At 67.0% G+C, this 16,239-nt stretch carries 16 protein-coding genes; 13 read left to right on the forward strand and 3 right to left on the reverse strand.

Annotation, left to right across the window (positions count from 1 at the left end; translation table 11 throughout):
- The first annotated feature begins 109 nt into the window (after positions 1-109).
- Genes OHB26_RS25080 through dgoD form a run of 8 tightly spaced genes read left to right on the forward strand, consistent with a single transcriptional unit; the run spans position 110 to position 8,105 of the window.
- The gene (locus OHB26_RS25080) at positions 110-1,159 is read left to right on the forward strand and encodes a substrate-binding domain-containing protein (protein WP_330179702.1); all 1,050 of its coding nucleotides are present in this window, start codon (positions 110-112) and stop codon (positions 1,157-1,159) included.
- Positions 1,150-2,661 carry a sugar ABC transporter ATP-binding protein gene (locus tag OHB26_RS25085; protein WP_330179703.1) on the forward strand — a complete coding sequence of 504 codons (1,512 nt, stop codon included), beginning with the start codon at positions 1,150-1,152 and terminating at the stop codon, positions 2,659-2,661. Before OHB26_RS25080 ends, OHB26_RS25085 begins: the two co-directional genes overlap by 10 nt.
- Positions 2,662-2,670: 9 nt before the next feature.
- On the forward strand, positions 2,671-3,726 hold the full coding sequence (locus OHB26_RS25090; protein ID WP_330179704.1) for an ABC transporter permease: 1,056 nt from the start codon (positions 2,671-2,673) through the stop codon (positions 3,724-3,726).
- A gap of 16 nt (positions 3,727-3,742) precedes the next feature.
- Positions 3,743-4,648 (forward strand): SMP-30/gluconolactonase/LRE family protein, encoded by a 906-nt coding sequence (locus OHB26_RS25095; RefSeq protein ID WP_330179705.1) that lies wholly within the window; start codon positions 3,743-3,745, stop codon positions 4,646-4,648.
- Positions 4,638-5,249: a bifunctional 4-hydroxy-2-oxoglutarate aldolase/2-dehydro-3-deoxy-phosphogluconate aldolase gene (locus OHB26_RS25100; RefSeq protein ID WP_330179706.1), complete on the forward strand. Its 612-nt coding sequence runs from the start codon at positions 4,638-4,640 to the stop codon at positions 5,247-5,249. Before OHB26_RS25095 ends, OHB26_RS25100 begins: the two co-directional genes overlap by 11 nt.
- Positions 5,246-6,190: a sugar kinase gene (locus tag OHB26_RS25105; protein ID WP_330179707.1), complete on the forward strand. Its 945-nt coding sequence runs from the start codon at positions 5,246-5,248 to the stop codon at positions 6,188-6,190. The genes OHB26_RS25100 and OHB26_RS25105 overlap by 4 nt, the downstream gene beginning before the upstream one ends.
- Before the next feature lie 17 nt (positions 6,191-6,207).
- Positions 6,208-6,963, forward strand: a complete 756-nt coding sequence (locus OHB26_RS25110) for an SDR family NAD(P)-dependent oxidoreductase (protein WP_330179708.1) — start codon at positions 6,208-6,210, stop codon at positions 6,961-6,963.
- Complete coding sequence (gene dgoD, locus OHB26_RS25115; protein ID WP_330179709.1) at positions 6,960-8,105, forward strand: galactonate dehydratase; 1,146 nt, start codon at positions 6,960-6,962, stop codon at positions 8,103-8,105. The genes OHB26_RS25110 and dgoD overlap by 4 nt, the downstream gene beginning before the upstream one ends.
- A 53-nt stretch (positions 8,106-8,158) precedes the next feature.
- Here the strand turns inward: dgoD and OHB26_RS25120 are convergent, their stop codons facing one another.
- On the reverse strand, positions 8,159-8,545 hold the full coding sequence (locus OHB26_RS25120) for a hypothetical protein (RefSeq protein WP_330179710.1): 387 nt from the start codon (positions 8,543-8,545) through the stop codon (positions 8,159-8,161).
- A 200-nt stretch (positions 8,546-8,745) separates the two neighbouring features.
- Between OHB26_RS25120 and OHB26_RS25125 the strand changes: the two genes are divergently transcribed.
- The 4 genes from OHB26_RS25125 to OHB26_RS25140 all read left to right on the forward strand — a co-directional run bounded on the left by OHB26_RS25125 (position 8,746) and on the right by OHB26_RS25140 (position 12,650).
- The gene (locus OHB26_RS25125; RefSeq protein WP_330179711.1) at positions 8,746-9,714 is read left to right on the forward strand and encodes an SDR family NAD(P)-dependent oxidoreductase; all 969 of its coding nucleotides are present in this window, start codon (positions 8,746-8,748) and stop codon (positions 9,712-9,714) included.
- A gap of 269 nt (positions 9,715-9,983) precedes the next feature.
- Positions 9,984-10,466 (forward strand): hypothetical protein, encoded by a 483-nt coding sequence (locus OHB26_RS25130; protein ID WP_330179712.1) that lies wholly within the window; start codon positions 9,984-9,986, stop codon positions 10,464-10,466.
- Between the two features lie 197 nt (positions 10,467-10,663).
- The gene (locus OHB26_RS25135; RefSeq protein ID WP_330185777.1) at positions 10,664-12,061 is read left to right on the forward strand and encodes a TerD family protein; all 1,398 of its coding nucleotides are present in this window, start codon (positions 10,664-10,666) and stop codon (positions 12,059-12,061) included.
- Positions 12,062-12,140: 79 nt separating this feature from the next.
- Complete coding sequence (locus tag OHB26_RS25140) at positions 12,141-12,650, forward strand: TerD family protein (RefSeq protein WP_330179713.1); 510 nt, start codon at positions 12,141-12,143, stop codon at positions 12,648-12,650.
- A gap of 6 nt (positions 12,651-12,656) precedes the next feature.
- Here OHB26_RS25140 and OHB26_RS25145 read toward each other — a convergent pair whose 3' ends face one another.
- Both OHB26_RS25145 and OHB26_RS25150 read right to left on the reverse strand, forming a co-directional pair.
- Positions 12,657-13,577 (reverse strand): SGNH/GDSL hydrolase family protein, encoded by a 921-nt coding sequence (locus OHB26_RS25145; protein ID WP_330179714.1) that lies wholly within the window; start codon positions 13,575-13,577, stop codon positions 12,657-12,659.
- Between the two features lie 415 nt (positions 13,578-13,992).
- On the reverse strand, positions 13,993-14,574 hold the full coding sequence (locus tag OHB26_RS25150; RefSeq protein ID WP_330179715.1) for a TetR/AcrR family transcriptional regulator: 582 nt from the start codon (positions 14,572-14,574) through the stop codon (positions 13,993-13,995).
- A gap of 126 nt (positions 14,575-14,700) precedes the next feature.
- On the opposite strand from OHB26_RS25150, the gene OHB26_RS25155 reads away from it, so the two are divergent.
- Positions 14,701-16,155, forward strand: coding sequence for an MFS transporter (locus OHB26_RS25155; protein WP_330179716.1), 1,455 nt, complete (start codon positions 14,701-14,703; stop codon positions 16,153-16,155).
- Positions 16,156-16,239: the final 84 nt, after the last annotated feature.

Here is a 16,239-nt window from a genome sequence, read left to right on the forward strand (position 1 = left end):
TACCGGGTCGGGTTCTGCCAACAGTATTTACAACAGTTAGACGAAATACTAATGTAACCCGCGTCACTCGATGACCCAATCTTGTCGCAGATCACACCTAGGAGTGTTCATGTCCTGGACCCACCGACGCCGCTGGACCAGCGCCGCAGTCTGCGGTTGTGCGCTGATACTGGCCGCGACCGCTTGCTCCTCCGGCAAGGATTCCGGTTCGCCGGACAGCGGCCCGCAGCACTCCACGGGTGCGATCAGCCTGGTCTACGCCCAGAAACAGGGCGATCAGGAGTACTTCATCAACGAGGCCGACGGCGCCAAGGCCAAGGCCAAGGAACTCGGCATCGACCTGCGTGTGGTGAACCTCGGCAATGACGCCAACAAGGCCGTCACCGAATTGCAGAACGCGGTCAACCAGAAGGCCAGCGGAGTCATCGCCGTCGTCCCGGACCCCTCGGTCGGACCGCAGTTGGTCCAGCTCGCCAAAACCGGTGGGGTGGCACTGCTGACCTCCGATGATCAGGTCTGTGTGAACGGTCCCGAACCGGCCTCCTGCGCCAAGGAGAACCTCGTTCCCCGAGTCGGATTCAGCGGTACGCAGATGGGCACCGAGGTCGGCACCCGCGCCGGGCAGGACTTCAAGAAGTTCGGCTGGAAGCCGGAGGAGACCGCCATCGTCGATGCCTGGAAGCAGGATGTGACCGTCTGCACCGACCGGGTCAAGGCCAATCAGAAGGCCTTCAAGGACGCCGCCGGGGTGGATGTGAAGGTCATCGAGGTCGGCACCGACAACACTCCCTCGGACGCACAGAACAAGATCTCCGCGACCGTCTCGGGCAATCGATCGGTGAAGAACTGGATTGTCATGGGCTGCAATGACGAGAACGTCAGCGGCGGTGTCGCGGCCATCCAGAACGCGGGCTATGCCGCGGACAATGTGCTCGGCGTCGGGCTCGGAGCGTATCTGGCGTGCAAGGAGTGGCGCGGCGGTAAGCCCACCGGTTTCAAGGCCGCGCTCTTCATCAACGGCCGCGATGTCGGCGCACTGGCCGTGCAGACCCTGTACGACTACCTGAAGAACGGAAAGGCCATGCCCGCGGAGGCTTTCGCCTCCACCACGATGGTGGACGCCACCAACTGGCAGCAGTCGGGGGTCACGTGCAACTGACCGGACTGCGAGTATCCGGCGTCGCCAAGAGCTTCGCCGGGGTGCCGGCGGTGCGCGAGGTGAGCCTGGACTTCCCCGCCGGTGCGGTGACCGCGTTGATGGGGGAGAACGGTGCGGGTAAGTCCACGCTGATCAGAATCCTCGGCGGGGATCATCTCCCCGATGCGGGCCACCTCGAACTCGACGGTGTACCACTGGAATTGGCGAGTCCGGCCGACGCGCGGGCGGCAGGTATCCGGGTCATCGCCCAGGAGCCGGAGATCGTGCCGCACGTGTCGGTCGCCGAGAACGTCTACCTCGGATCGCTGCCGCGGCGTGCGGGCCGGATACTCGATCGCGCCGCCCTGCGTGAGCGGATGCGCTCGGATCTGGCCCGGCTCGGCTTCGACCGGGATCTCGATCCCGATACCCTCGGCTCGAAACTTACCGCGGCACAGCGGCAATTGGTCGAGATCATGCGGGCGCTGACCACCGATGCGAAGGTGATCGCCTTCGACGAGCCCACCTCCTCGCTCTCCGATCACGAGACCGAGGCGCTGTTCGCGCTGATCGGCCGGTTGCGTGCGCGGGGGCTGGTGGTGATCTACGTATCGCATCGGATGCGGGAGATCTTCCGGCTGGCCGATCGGGTGGCGGTGCTGCGGGACGGCGGGCTGGTCGGGGTGCGCGATACCGCGGACACCACCGATCAGGAGATCGTGCGCATGATGGTCGGGCGCGATCTCTCGACCATGTTCTCCCGCAAGCACACCGAGCTCGGGCCCGTCATGCTCGAGGTGGACGCGGTCACCACCGACGACGTGCGCGAGGTGAGCCTGCGCGTGCACGCCGGGGAGGTGGTGGCGCTGGCCGGATTGGTCGGCGCGGGCCGCTCGGAGCTGGCCGGCGCGCTCGCGGGTGATCTGCCGATCCGCTCCGGTGAGGTGCGGGTGGACGGTAAGCGACTGCGGCTGCGCCAGCCGCGGGACGCGGTGCGGGCCGGTATCGGCTACGCGCCGGAGGAGCGCAAGGCCCAGGCTCTACTACTGCACCGCGGCGTGCGCGACAACATCACCCTGGCAATGCTGGATCGCCTGCGGCGCTGGCGTTTCGTCCGGCGCGGTGCGGAGCGGCGGCTGGCGCTCGAGTATGTGGAGGCGCTGCGGGTGCGCACGCCCTCGATCGAGCAGGAGGTGCGCAAGCTCTCCGGCGGTAATCAGCAGAAGGTGGTGCTGGCGCGCTGGCTGGCCCGAAAACCCAAGGTGCTGATCCTGGATGAGCCGACCCGCGGCGTCGATGTCGGCGCGAAGGTCGAGATCTACCACGTCATAGAGGAGTTGGCCGCCTCCGGTGTGGCCGTGCTGGTGATCTCCTCGGAGTTGCCCGAGGTACTCGGCCTCGCCGACCGCATCGTGGTCATGCAGCAGGGCCGCATCACCGGAGAACTGAATCGCGCCGATGCCGGCGAGGAGTCGATTCTCGCGCTGGCCATGGCCGCCGATCTGACATCGCAGAGTTCGTAAGGAAAGCAATTGACCGACCAAAGACTCGAAACACCCGTGGGGTCAGCCGTTTCCGTGCCGCCGCCGGGTCTCCATCGGCCGGACTGGCTCACACCGCGTGGCGCGGTGCGGGCGATCGGCACCGGCAATCTCAGCCTGATCGGCGCGCTCGCGGTGATCGTCGCCATTTTCGCCTGGCTCAACGACGGTTATCTCGATCCACGCAATATCGCCGGAATCGGTGATGCGGTAACAGTTTTCGGCCTGCTCGCCATCGTGCAGACGGTGGTGATCATCTGTGGCGCACTGGATATCTCGGTGGGTTCGCAGGCCGGTGTGGCCTCGGTGGTCAGCGCCATGACCTTCACCGCCGCCTCGGGCAGTGCGGTGCTGGGCATACTGGCCGCGATCGGGGTCGGTGTACTGCTCGGCGCGGTGAACGGGGTGATCATCGTCTACGGCCGGGTCAATCCGGTCATCGCGACGCTGGCCACCCTCGCAGCGTTCAAAGGTCTGGCACAACTGATCTCGGGCGGAAAAGCGCAGGGCTTCGTCCTGGACAATGACCTGTTCATCTTCCTGGCGCGCGGCAAGATACTCGGGTTGCCGGTGCCGGTGGTCATTCTCGGTCTGGTCGCCTTGGCCGTCCATGTGCTGCTGAAGTACACCGATATCGGCCGCAATATCTACGCCATCGGCGGAAATGACACGGCCGCGAGGCTTTCCGGAATCAATATCAACAAGTACCTGATCGCGGTGTATGTGCTGGCGGGTGTGGTCGCCGCGATCGCGGGCATTCTGCTGACCGCACGCACCGGCTCCGGGCAGCCGGTCTCCGGTAGTGAGGGGCTCGAGCTCAAGGCGATCACCGCGGCGGCCCTGGGCGGCTGTGCGCTCAAGGGCGGTAAGGGCACGGTGGGCGGCACCCTGCTGGCGGTGGTGCTGCTCGGCGCGCTGGACAACGGCCTGAATGTGGTTGGGGTCAATACCTTCTGGCAGAACGTGGCCCAGGGCTCGCTACTGGTGGCGGCGGTGGTGATCCAGCAGCGGCGCGGTGGAGAACGCGCCGTCGGACTACCCACCTAGTCGGCAGGAGATCGATATGGACACATTGCGAGCACACGTGTGCGCGCCCCCGCCCGGCGACCTGTGCGAAGGGCCGGTATGGGATTCGCGCACCCGGGAACTGCTGTGGGTGGACATCACCCGCGGCCATATCCATCGTGCCGACCTGGATCGCGCCGCCGTGGACCTGGTCCGGCAGCGCATGATCAGCGTGGAACCGCCGGTCGGCGCGGTACTGCCCTGCGCCTCCGGGGATCTGCTGGCGGCCATGGGGGACACCGTATTTCGTATCGCTCCCGAAGGCACGCGCACTCCCTTGGCGACCCTACCGATTCCGGACGACGGGGTACGCAGGCGGATGAACGACGCGAAGGTCGACCCGTGCGGGCGACTACTCGTGGGCACCATGTCAGCGGACGGTGTGGCGGGTAGCGCCGCGCTCTATCGCCTCGACCCCGACGGCGGCGTGCACGTCCTGCGCACCGGCGTGACCATCTCCAACGGGCTCGGCTGGAGTCCGGACGGTGGCACGCTGTACTACACCGACAGCAAGACGCTGCGCGTGGATGCGTATGAATACGATTCGGCCACAGGGACATTCGACAACGGACGGCCGTTCGCGCAGTTCGGTGACGGTGAACCCGACGGGCTCACCGTCGCCGCGGACGGGTCGGTCTGGATCGCGGTCTGGGGTGCGGGCCAGGTGCGCGCCTTCGATCCGGACGGGCGGCCGCGGGCGGTGGTCGAGGTCGGCCCGTCCCGGGTCTCCAGCTGTACCTTCGCCGGACCCGACCTGGATGTCCTGGTGATCACCACGGCCGCGGTGGACGGGGCCGCGCGCGAACCGGACGCGGGCCGTCTCTTCGCCTGCGTGCCGGGTGTGACCGGACTCGAGGCCACCCTCTTCGCGGATACCGAGGCGGTGTGTGCCGATGTCCAATGATCCACTGCGGCTGGACATTCCGGTGATCGCTATCCTGCGAGCCGCGAATGCGAAGCGGTTCGCCGAGGTCACCGCGGTACTGCACGAATCCGGTATCACCGCGGTGGAGTTCACCCTCACCACCGCCGGTGCGCTCGACGCGCTGCGCGACTGCGCCGGGTTCGCCCATCCCATCGGCGCGGGTACGGTACTGACCGCCGCCGATGCCGCGCGCGCCGTGGACGCCGGTGCCGCCTACCTGATCACCCCTGTGGTCAGTGTCGAGGTGATCGAGGAAGGCCGTCGGCTCGGTGTGCCGGTGATCTCGGGTGCCTTGACCCCCACCGAGATTCGGCAGGCCTGGATCGCCGGTAGCGCCATGGTGAAGGTCTTCCCGGCCGCGATCGGCGGACCGGGATACATCCGGGCCGTCCGCGCGCCGCTGCCCGATATTCCGCTGGTGCCCACCGGCGGGGTCGGGCTCGGCGAGCTGCGGGCGTACCTGGATGCGGGGGCCACGGCCCTGGGAATCGGTGCGCCGCTCATCGGGGACGCCTGTGCCGGTGGCGATCTCGACGCCTTGCGCGAGCGCGCTCATATCGTGCGGGACCAGCTGTCATGAGGGGCGGACTGGTAACGCTCGGTGAGGCGCTCGGCGTGGTCGCGGCCACCGATCCCGGTCCGCTGGCCCCCGGGGCGGCCCTGCGGATGGATTTCGCGGGGGCGGAGGCGACCGTCGCCATCGGCGTGCGCCGCCTCGGGCATGACAGCGCCTGGGTGGGCTGTCTGGGCGATGACGCCGTCGGGGTGATGATCCGCGACCGGCTGCGCGCCGAGCGAGTCGATCTCTCGCGCAGTCGGATCGATCCCGAGCGCCCGACCGGGCTGATGCTGCGCGAGCGCCGCACGGCGGACCGGATTCGCGTCACGTACTACCGCCGTGATCTGGCGGGCTCGCGGCTGTCCGCGACCGAGATCGATGCCGGGCAGATTGCCGCCGCCGGAGTGCTGCATATCACCGGAATCACTCCGGCACTGAGTGTTTCGGCGCGTGAGGCGGTACACGCGGCGGTCGGGATCGCGGTCGAGGCGGGTGTCCCGGTCGCACTGGACATCAACTACCGCCGTGCTCTCTGGACCGCGGAGGATGCCGCCGCGGAGCTGTCGAAACTGGTGACCCGCGCCGATATCGTCTTCGCCGGGGTCGAGGAGGCGGCATTGCTCGTTCCGCCGGACGCCCCGGCCGTCATGGCCGAAGCCCTTGCGGCACTGGGGCCGTCGCAGGTGGTGCTCAAACTCGGTGCCGAGGGTGCACTGGCGTATGCGGGCGGCGCGGTGATCATCCAGCCTCCGTTCACGGTGACCGCGGTCGATCCGGTCGGTGCGGGTGACGCGTTCGTGGCGGGCTATCTCGCCGGGGTGCTCGACGGCGGCTCGATCCGCGAGCGCCTGCACCTGGCCGCACTCTGCGGTGCCTTCGCAGTGTCGGTGACCGGTGATTGGACGGGATTGCCGTTCCGGCACGAACTCGGCCTGCTCGACGGGGCGGATATTCAGCGTTGATCACGAAGGGAGAGACCATGAGTCGTCTGACGGACAAGGTCGCGGTGGTCACCGGCGCGGCCTCCGGAATCGGTGCGGCCAGCGCGCGACGCCTGGCGCACGAGGGTGCGACGGTCGTGATCGCCGATATCGACAGCACGCGGGGTGCGGAGGTCGCGGCCAAGATCCGCGCGGCGGGTGGTCGGGCCGAGTATGTATGGTGCGATGTCGCACAGGAGGATTCGTGGCGGGAGCTGCGCGAGCGGATCAATACCCGGTATGGAGCACTGGACTGCCTGTGCAGCAACGCTTCTCAACAGGCGGTCATACCGGCGCACGACCTCACCCGCACGCAGTGGGAGGACGGGCTCGCGGTCAATCTGACCCCGCTGTTTCTGGGTGTGCGCGCCTTCATCGACGATCTGCGCGCCCAGCGCGGCAATGTGGTGGCGATCTCCAGTGTGCACGCCCAGTTCGGGCTGCCCGGATATCCGGTCTACGCCGCCGCGAAGGGCGGCTTGACCGCGCTGGTGCGCCAGCTCGCGGTCGAGTACGGGTCCGCGCGGGTGCGGTTCAATGCCATCCTGCCCGGCCCCATCCTGACCCCGGTCTGGGACGACGTGGATGCCGAGGGCCTGCGGATGTCCGCTCGCGCAACGGCTTTGGACCGGCTGGGCGCACCCGAGGAGGTCGCGGCCGCGGTCGCCTTCCTGGCCTCGGACGACGCCTCGTTCATCACCGGCACCAATCTGGTCGTCGACGGCGGCTGGAGTGTACGAAAGGAGTCCCGGTGAAGATCACCGCGCTCACCACCTATCTGGTCGCGCCGCGCTGGTGTTTTCTGCGCATCGACACCGATGAGGGCATTACCGGGTGGGGCGAACCCGTGATCGAGGGGCGCGCGCATACCGTGGCCGCCGCGGTCGGCGAACTCGCCGACTATCTCATCGGCAAGGATCCGATGAGTATCGAGGCGCACTGGCAGGTGCTCACCAAGGGCGGTTTCTATCGCGGCGGGCCGATCCTGTCCAGCGCGGTGGCGGGTATCGATCAAGCCCTGTGGGATATCACCGGTAAGGCGCTCGGCGTGCCGGTATGGCAGTTGCTCGGCGGTGCGGTGCGCGATCGGGTCCGGGTGTACAGCTGGATCGGGGGTGATCGACCCGATGATGTCGCCGCGGCGGCGCTGGAGCGAAAAGAGCAGGGCTTCACCGCGATCAAGATGAACGGATCGGCTGAGCTGGAGGCGATCGACACCCCGCGCGCCACCACCGCGATCGTCGAGCGGGTCGCCGCGGTGCGGGCGGCCACCGGTGACGATTTCGATATCGCGGTCGACTTCCACGGTCGGCTCTCGGTCGCGATGGCGCGGCGGGTGCTGCCGCTACTGGAGCCGTATCTGCCGTTCTTCGTCGAGGAGCCGTTGGTACCCGAGGTGAGCGATCGAATCGGCGAGATCACCGCCGCTACGAGTATTCCCATCGCGACCGGCGAAAGACTGTACTCCCGTTGGGATTTCGCCACGGTGCTGGACCGCGGCATCGCGGTCGTGCAACCGGATCTCTCGCACGCGGGCGGTATTTCGGAGGTGCGGCGGATCGCCGCCCTCGCCGAGAGCCGCGATGTGGCGCTCGCCCCGCACTGCCCGCTCGGCCCCATCGCGCTGGCCGCCAGTCTGCAGGTGGGATTCTCGACACCCAACCTGCTGATCCAGGAGCAGAGTCTGGGCATCCACTACAACACCGGCTCCGATCTGCTCGACTATCTCGTCGATCCGGCCGTATTCGCCTACCGTGACGGCTATGTCGATCTCCCGCAGGCCCCCGGGCTGGGCATCGAGATCGATGAGAAGGCGGTGGCCCGCGCCGCCGAGGTGGGGCATGGATGGCGTAATCCGGTGTGGCACCGCAGGGACGGTGCCTTCGCCGAATGGTGAAGTCGTTCGCCGACGCCCGGCCATCGCACCGCGATGACCGGGCGTTTCGCGACTCAGGCTCCGGCGGAGCCGGAGAGCAGGCCGGAGAGCAGGCCGCCGCCGAGACCCGAGGAGCCGGTGGAGGTTTGCAGGGTCCAGGTGCCGCAGCCGGTGGTGAAGAAAGCGACATCGGTGGATTGGATTGTGACGGTGGCGGATCCGTTCACCGCGCCACCGGTTTGCAGGACGGCGGTGGCGCTCGGGGTGAGGGCGGAGAGCCGGGCCCAGGCGCAGGTCGACAGGGCGGTGCTGGTGGTATAGGTGCCCGCCTGGATATCGGTGCCGATGGTGAAGATGGAGTCGGTGCCCATGCTGGTTCCGGCCGCGTTCGCGGTGCCGGTGGTGCTCAGTACCGCGGTGGCGGCGAGAGCGAAACCGCTGACCCAGAGTGACTTGCGCATAGAGGGTGTCCTCAACTAACTGAAACGGATGGTTTTCGGAGGCTATGGGGTGCGAGCCGTAACCGCACGCGAATCCAGGAACCTCACAGGAACGGTGTGTTCGCATCCCAGGGAAGCTCTCTGGTAACCATATGGTCACGATGATCGAATAGCATCGCGGCACAGGGAAGTTCAGCTCCAAGAAGTATGAGGTAGTTGCGTTGACGAGCATTCGTAAGACCATTGCCGATGCCCAGGTCGGGTTGGTGCGGCAAGTGGTGAATGTGTTGACCGTGCCGCGGCGGTTGCCGCGGCCGTTCGGGCCCACACTGCGCGATCGGGTGGCGGGGAAGACGGTGCTCATTACCGGCGCGTCCAGCGGTATCGGCCGTGCGCTGGCGTTGCGAGTGGCGGATGCGGGGGCGATCGTGGTCGTAACCGCGCGCCGCACAAGTGAATTGGATCAGCTCGCGGCCGAGATCCGGACCCGTGGTGGGCAGGCGTTCGCCATCACCTCGGATCTGTCCACCGCCGAGGGTATCGACAAGCTCGCCGATGAGATGCTGGTCGAGTTCGGCGCACCGGACATTCTGGTGAACAACGCGGGTCGCTCCATCTGGCGTTCGGTCGCCGCCTCGGAGCATCGCCTGCACGATTTCGAACGCACCATGCGCATCAACTACTTCGGCCCGGTCGGGCTGATGCTGCGGTTGCTGCCGGAGATGCGCCGCCGGGGTTCGGGCCATGTGGTGTCGAGCTCGTCACTCGGTGTGATCACCGATGTACCGCGGTTCTCCGCCTATCTGGGCTCCAAGGCCGCGCTGGAGGCGGTCATGCGGGTGGCGGCGAGCGAATGCCTCGCCGACGGAGTCGCTTTCACCGATGTGCGTCTCCCGTTGGTGGCCACCGATTTGAGCTCGAAGCTGGGTTGGACCGGCTATACGGCGCTCTCCGCCGATGCCGCGGTGGATATGCTGGTCGACGCCATCGTGCGCCGCCCCATGCATCTGGAGAATCTGCATGGCGCACTGTCGATTTGGTTCAACCGCCTGCTGCCGGGTGTGGCACTGCAGGGCCTGAACCAGCTGCACCGCATGCTGCCCGATGTGGAGGTCGCGAAAGCGGCCGTGCCGCAGCAGGAGTCGGCGGTCGTGGCCACCGAGATCGCTCCGGTGCCCGCGCGCGACTGAGTGCTGCCCGTATAACGCGGATTCGCGGCCCCGGACCGCCCGATCGCGGGCGGCCGGTGCGCCGCCGCTCCGGGCCCGCGGCTCCGAGGGCGTTTTCTCTGATTTGCCGGATTGTTGCACCGAGTTGACATGTCCGTTCTAACCTCGAACGAGACGATGTTGCTATTGCCCACTCTGTTCGATCAACGATGATCTCGCGAGAGGTGCAGGACATGTCGATGATTCGATGTGCTTTCAGTGCAACGGGAACAGTAGCTTTTCTGATTGTTATGGCCTTCGCCGCCGGGCCGGCGGCCGCCGATTCCACGCTGGACGAGGGCAGTTGTACCGCCGGAACCCTCACCTGGCAGGCCAACGGCCCCGGCTTCACCGGCAGCTCACAGGCCCCCGTCGCCAGTAATATCGGCGGCCATCTGGTGGACTGCCACGGCGCTCCCACCGATATCGGCGTCGGGACCATTATCGGCAGCAGCTTCGAACCCGCCGCCACCTGCTACGGCAGTCGAGGCGGCCGCGCCGACCTGCTGGTCATCTGGGACAACGGCCAGAACAGCCATGTCATCGGCACCTGGGAATGGACGCTTGGCCAACAGTCCACCAACCACCTGAAGATCGTCGGCGGCCTGGGCTCGGGGCGCACTCTCCAGATCCTCACCGCCCCGCCGGAGGTCAGCCCCGGAGCGGTCACCGGCTGCATAGTGGGCGGCTTCCACGCCGGCAGCTATCAGGTCCTCAACGCCAGCATCGTCTGATACCGATCCGCCGATCGCGAGTTCGGCGGCGGACGACTATGCCGGACACCGCATCCACGCCTGGTTCACCAAGCTCGATCCGAACTCCTTCCCGCTGGTGGCGCGCGGGTTCGGCTGGGTGCGGGAGCAGCCCTGCAACCGGTGACCGGCTTGCTCGTGGGATCGGTGGTCGGATCGTATAGTTGGCTCTCGTGGGGATGATGAAGGGCGCCAATGTTCCGGTGCCGGCGAGCATGGTTCGGGTCGAGTTGGGATGGCGGGCGGGGCCGGGCGTTCCGGACGCCGATGCCTCCGCACTCCTGCTGGTCGCGGGAAAGGTGCGCTCGGACAGCGACTTCGTGTTCTACAACCAGCCCGCGCACCCCTCCGGCGCGGTCCGTCACGAGGGTAAGCAGCAGGGGCCGACCGTGCTCGATGTGCTGTCGGTGAACCTGGCGCGCGTCGAACCGCAGATCGAGACCATCGTGATCGCGGCCTCCACCTCGGGCGGGACCTTCCGGCAGTTCCAGGGCCTGTACGTGCGGGTGCTCGATACCGCGAACGGCGCCGAGATCGCGCGCTTCGACAGCGCCGACGCGGGTGCGGAGACCGCGTTCGTCCTGGGCGAGCTATATCGGCGGCAGGGTGCGTGGAAGTTCCGCGCGGTGGGTCAGGGGTATGCCTCGGGCTTGGCCGGGCTGGCAACCGATTTCGGCATCTCGGTGGATGACGAGCCCGCGCCCACCCAGCACGCCGCGCCCACTCGGCAACCGTATCCGCCGGCGCCGCAGCCGTATACGCCGCCGCCCCCCGCGCAGCCCGCGCCGCAGTACATGCCGTCGCAGCAGCAATACACGCCACCGCCGTCTCCGCCGCAATACGTTCCGCCCCAGCAGCAGTACGCCCCACCGCCCCCGCCCCAGCAGCAGTATGTGCCGCCGCCTCCGCCCACTCAGCCGTTCGTCCCGCAGCCCCCACCGGCTCCGGTGAACCTGGCCAAGATCGCGCTGACCAAGGAAGCGCCGACGGTCTCGCTCACCAAATCCGGTGTCACCGGCGGCACCATGCGCTTCAACCTCAACTGGGGTATGGCCCGCGGTACCGGCCTGTTCGGCCGCAAGCGCAACGATCTCGACCTGGACCTGTGCTGCTTCTACGAATTGGCCAATGGCGCAATAGGATCCGTGCGCGCCCTGGACCGCCGCTTCGGCGACCTGAACAATCCGCCCTTCATCCGCCTGGATCAGGACGACCGCACCGGCTCCAGCGCGTCGGGCGAGAACATCGATATCAACCTGGATTTCACCAGGTTCTTCCGCCGCATCCTGGTCTTCACCTCGATCTACGAGGGCGCGCGTGACTTCCGCGGCGTCCACGCCACCGCCACCCTCTACCCGCTCAACAGCCCCCCGATCGAAATGACCCTGGACGGCTGCACCAACGACTCCCGCGACGCCGTCCTGGCCGTCATCGAGAACATCAACGGCGAGTTGGTGGTTCGCCGCGAATGCACCTTCATCCGCCCGCCCGCGGGCCGCCCCGGTGCGGGCATCGCCGAGATCGTGCGCCTGTACAACTGGAACTTCGAGATCAAAGCGGGCCGCGGCAAGGACTGACGGGCGCCGCATTATTCCGCACCCGGTTTGCGCTCGGGCTGATTCATACGGCATCTTTGCGGGCGAAGGCGGTGGAGTGATGTTGGAACATTTGACGGTGGGGCTCGGATGGGATCCGGCGCAGCCCAAGTGGTTCGGGCGGTCCCTGGATATCGATCTGAATGTGGCGGCGCTGATGTTCAGCGCCGACCGCCTGGTCGATGTCGTGTATCACGAGCAGTTGAGCTCGGTGGACGGGTCGATTCGGCACGGTGGCGACAGTCTGACGGGTGAGGGTGCGGGTGACGACGAGGTCATCGGGATGGACCTGACCCGGATCGATCCGAATGTGACCGCGGTGGTGCTGCTGGTGACCTGCTACACCGGGCAGAACCTCGACGAGGTCGAGAATGCGTTCTGCCGCTTGGTCAGTGGTGCGCAGGAGACCGAGTTCCGGCGTTTCGAACTCAGCGGCCTGCCCTACCCGGGACTGGTCGTCGGCGTCGTGATCCGGGGTCTGGGCGGCTGGGAGTTCCGGGATATCGGCACCGGGATAGCGGCGCGGCATCCGGTCGAGGCCGCACCGCTGCTCGGGGCTTATCTCAGCTGAGCATCGTCATCCGCCGCGCTTGATCTGATCGAGGACCGCGGCGGTCTGTGCGTTCGCGCCCAGGGCATTCGGGTGCAGCGGATAGGCGGCGCCGGGGAAGTTGTGCGGCGAGGAGAAGGCGATGCCCTCGACATAGCGGGTGGCCGCGGGCTGGCAGACGTCATGGCCGGTGCTGGGGGTGTAGGTGTTGACCAACTCGGTGTGGGAGGCGGCGGCCACCTTGGCGAGCATGGCGTTCATCTGGGCGAATTTGTCTCGGAGATAAGTGATGTCGATATCGGCGGCGGGCAGATCGGGGCGACAGCCCTTACCGGTGACCGGAAGCGCGTTCAAGTAGTCGACGAGCAGGACTCGAGCCTTGGGCGCGCGCTGGCGGATTCCGGCGATGGTGGCCTGTATCAGTGGGGCGGCGGCATTGATCCGCGTGGTCACCGGGTCGGTGCCGTCGGCGGCGGATGTCGTTGCGCAGGCAGGGATTTCGGACTCGGATGCGGCCGCCGGGACGAGCTGCAGACAGTGCATGGCCAGGGTGGGGAAGCCGATGTCATTGCCGCCGATGCCGACGGTGACCAGATCCGTTGTCGCGGTGAGCTTGTCGAACTGCGGCGGATTGACACCGCCGAGCGGTAGCTCCTGGGCGCCGGTCATATCGACGGTGGTGGCCGAAGCGCAGCTGGCATCGCGGAAGTTCTTGATACCCAGCGCCTTCGCCACCTGATGCGGATAGTTCGAGGATGACTGGACGCAGTCCGCGGGCACATCGGTGGTGGCCGGTGGCAGCGTGGTGAAGACCGCCGCGGTCCAGGAGTCACCTAGCGCGACGTACTCCCGATACGAGACGGAATCGGCGGCTGCCGGAGTCGAGGTACAGCACACCGCGACCACACCCAGTGTCAGCGCGGTGTTTCGGGCGGAGCGAAGGGGCATCACTACGAGCGGACCTCCGGGATCGTGTGGGGCGAATTTCGGCTATGCGAGTCTCGCCCCCGATGCGAGGTTTCTCCGGGAAGCCCTCCGGCGCGCCGCCGGACAGCCGCGGGCGTCAGGACACCAGCGGCTGCTCCGCGGATTCGGTCAGCTGTACGGTGCACAGCCCACCGCGCTCGGCCTCGACACTCGTCACCTCGAGTTGCGTGCCGGTCAGCAGGATGAACTCCTCCTCGTCGGTGAAGGCGGAAAGTTCCGGATACTGACCGCGCGTGCCGGTCGCACCTCGAAAAGCGTTCGCTTACCGCGACTTTCGAGTACGGCGCGCGCCACGCCGAGCTGTGAGGTGTGAGAGGAGGCGCATCGAGCGAAGCGATCCAGCAGGGCTGCCGAGCGCTGAGCGCGAGGCACGAAATCAGTTGCGGGCCTTGGGGGAGGTCCGCATCCCGTCCAATGTCACCGCGAGCAGCCGATCCGCCGCCTCGGGGGTGGTCTCGCACGCGACCCCGATGCCGTGCCCGAATCTGAGCAGGTCGCGCGGTTCGATATCGGTGCGAATCGCGCCCTCGGACTGCGCGGCCGCCAGGAGTGCGGTGGCGGCGTCATTGATCGCCGTCCGGCACAGTGTGAAGGTCGGCGAGTCATGATCGATACCGGCCTTGAGGGTGGTGGCCAGACTCCGATTGGCCATCACCCAGTTCACCTGTTCGCGCAGCCATAGTTCGAGAGCTTTTGTGGGCGTATTGCTTTCGAGCAGTTCATGGGCGCGCTGGCTCAGTTGCTCGATATTGGACCGGTAGACGGTCTCGATCAGCACCTCGCGATTGGGGAAGTGCCGGTACAGGGTGCCGATGCCGACCCCCGCGCGGCGGGCGATCTCCTCCAGCGCGGTCTCCGGGCCCAGCTCCGCGAAGGCCGCCTGTGCGGTCGTCACAATGCGCTCGTAATTGCGCCGGGCGTCGGCGCGCATCGGCTTTGCGGTCGGCGGTGCTTCCACGAACCCTCCACTAGAAAACGGATGGACCCTCCGGATAGACTTGCGCAAATGGAGGAACCCTCCATATGATAACTCCATTGGAAACGGAGGATGCCTCCGTTTGATTCCGATTCGATGGAGCGTCCCTTGTCGACCACCCTCACCTCGAACAATGCTGTCTCCAGCACGGCCGCCGCGACACCTGCCGGGGCGCGCCGACCCGGCCCGGGTCTCGTGCTGGCCATCCTGCTGACCTGCCAATTGATGATCGTCCTGGACATCACCGTGATGAATGTGGCGCTGCCGCGCATTCAATCCGAACTGCACTTCACCGCGACCAGCCTGTCCTGGGTGATGAACGCCTACACCCTGGTCTTCGGCGGATTACTGCTACTCGGCGGGCGCGCCGGTGACCTGTTCGGCCGCCGCAACCTCTTCATCGCCGGGGCCGCGTTGTTCACCGCGGCCTCGCTCGCGGGCGGGCTGGCGCCCTCGGCCACCTGGCTGCTCATCGCCCGGGTCGCCCAGGGCATCGGCGCCGCCATGGCCGCGCCCAATACCCTCGCCCTGCTGACCACCACCTTCGCCGATCCCAAGGCCCGCATGCGGGTGCTGGCGCTGTTCTCCGGAATGTCCAGTGCCGGTTTCGCGATCGGCCTCATTGTCGGCGGTCTGCTCACGCAATGGCTGAGCTGGCGTTCGGTCCTGTTCATCAATGTGCCTTTCGGATTGCTCGTCGTCGTGCTGGCGCTGCGCTATCTGCCTGTGGCACAACGGCAACCGGCCCGGCTCGACCTGCCCGGCGCACTCACCGCCACCACCGGCGTGGCCGCCCTGGTCTACGGATTCATCAGCGCCGCCGCGCACGGCTGGGGTATCGCCGAGACCGATATCTCGCTCGCGGCCGGTGTCGTGCTGATCGCCGCATTCCTCGTCATCGAGTCGCGGGTCGCGCAACCGCTGCTCCCGCTGCGCCTGTTCGCCGATCGCAATCGGGCCGCCGCCTACGCGAGTATGTTCCTGGCCCCGATGGCGGGTATGTCGATGTTCTTCTTCCTCACCCAGTTCCTGCAGGATGTGCTCGGATTGAGCGCGCTGGCAACCGGTTTCGCCTTTCTGCCGACCGCGGTGCTGATGTTCACCATGATTCGCGCGATTCCGCGACTGCTGCCGCGCTTCGGCCCGCGCCCGCTGACCATGATCGGTACCGCGTCGATGGTGGCCGGTCTGCTGTTGCTGACCCGATTGACCCCGGACAGCGGCTACTTCCCGATGCTGTTCATCGCGATGCTGCTCATGGGTTGCGGTATCGGCCTGGCGGTCGCGCCGTTGAACGTGATCATCATGTCGAATGTCGAACCGCGCGAGGCCGGTGCCGCGGGCGGTGCCATGCAGACCCTGCAGCAAACCGGGGCCGCACTCGGATTGGCCATTCTCGTCACGGTTTTCGGCAGTGCGGCGCGTGGTGCGGGCGGTTCGCCCCAGCACGCATTGGTCGGCGGTATGACGACGGCCTTCGCCGCCGCGGCGGGAATCGCGGCGCTGACCTTCAGCGTCGCGCTCGTTTTCCGGAACCCGCGCCCCGCCGACAAAGTGAGCTGAATAATTGCGGATCGACACGCGGGAAGGGTTTGCTCCGCGGGGCGCTCGCTGATCTCTGCAAGGATGTGTCGGCTTGCTCTGTGT

Source organism: Nocardia sp. NBC_01503 (assembly GCF_036327755.1).
GTDB lineage: Bacteria > Actinomycetota > Actinomycetes > Mycobacteriales > Mycobacteriaceae > Nocardia.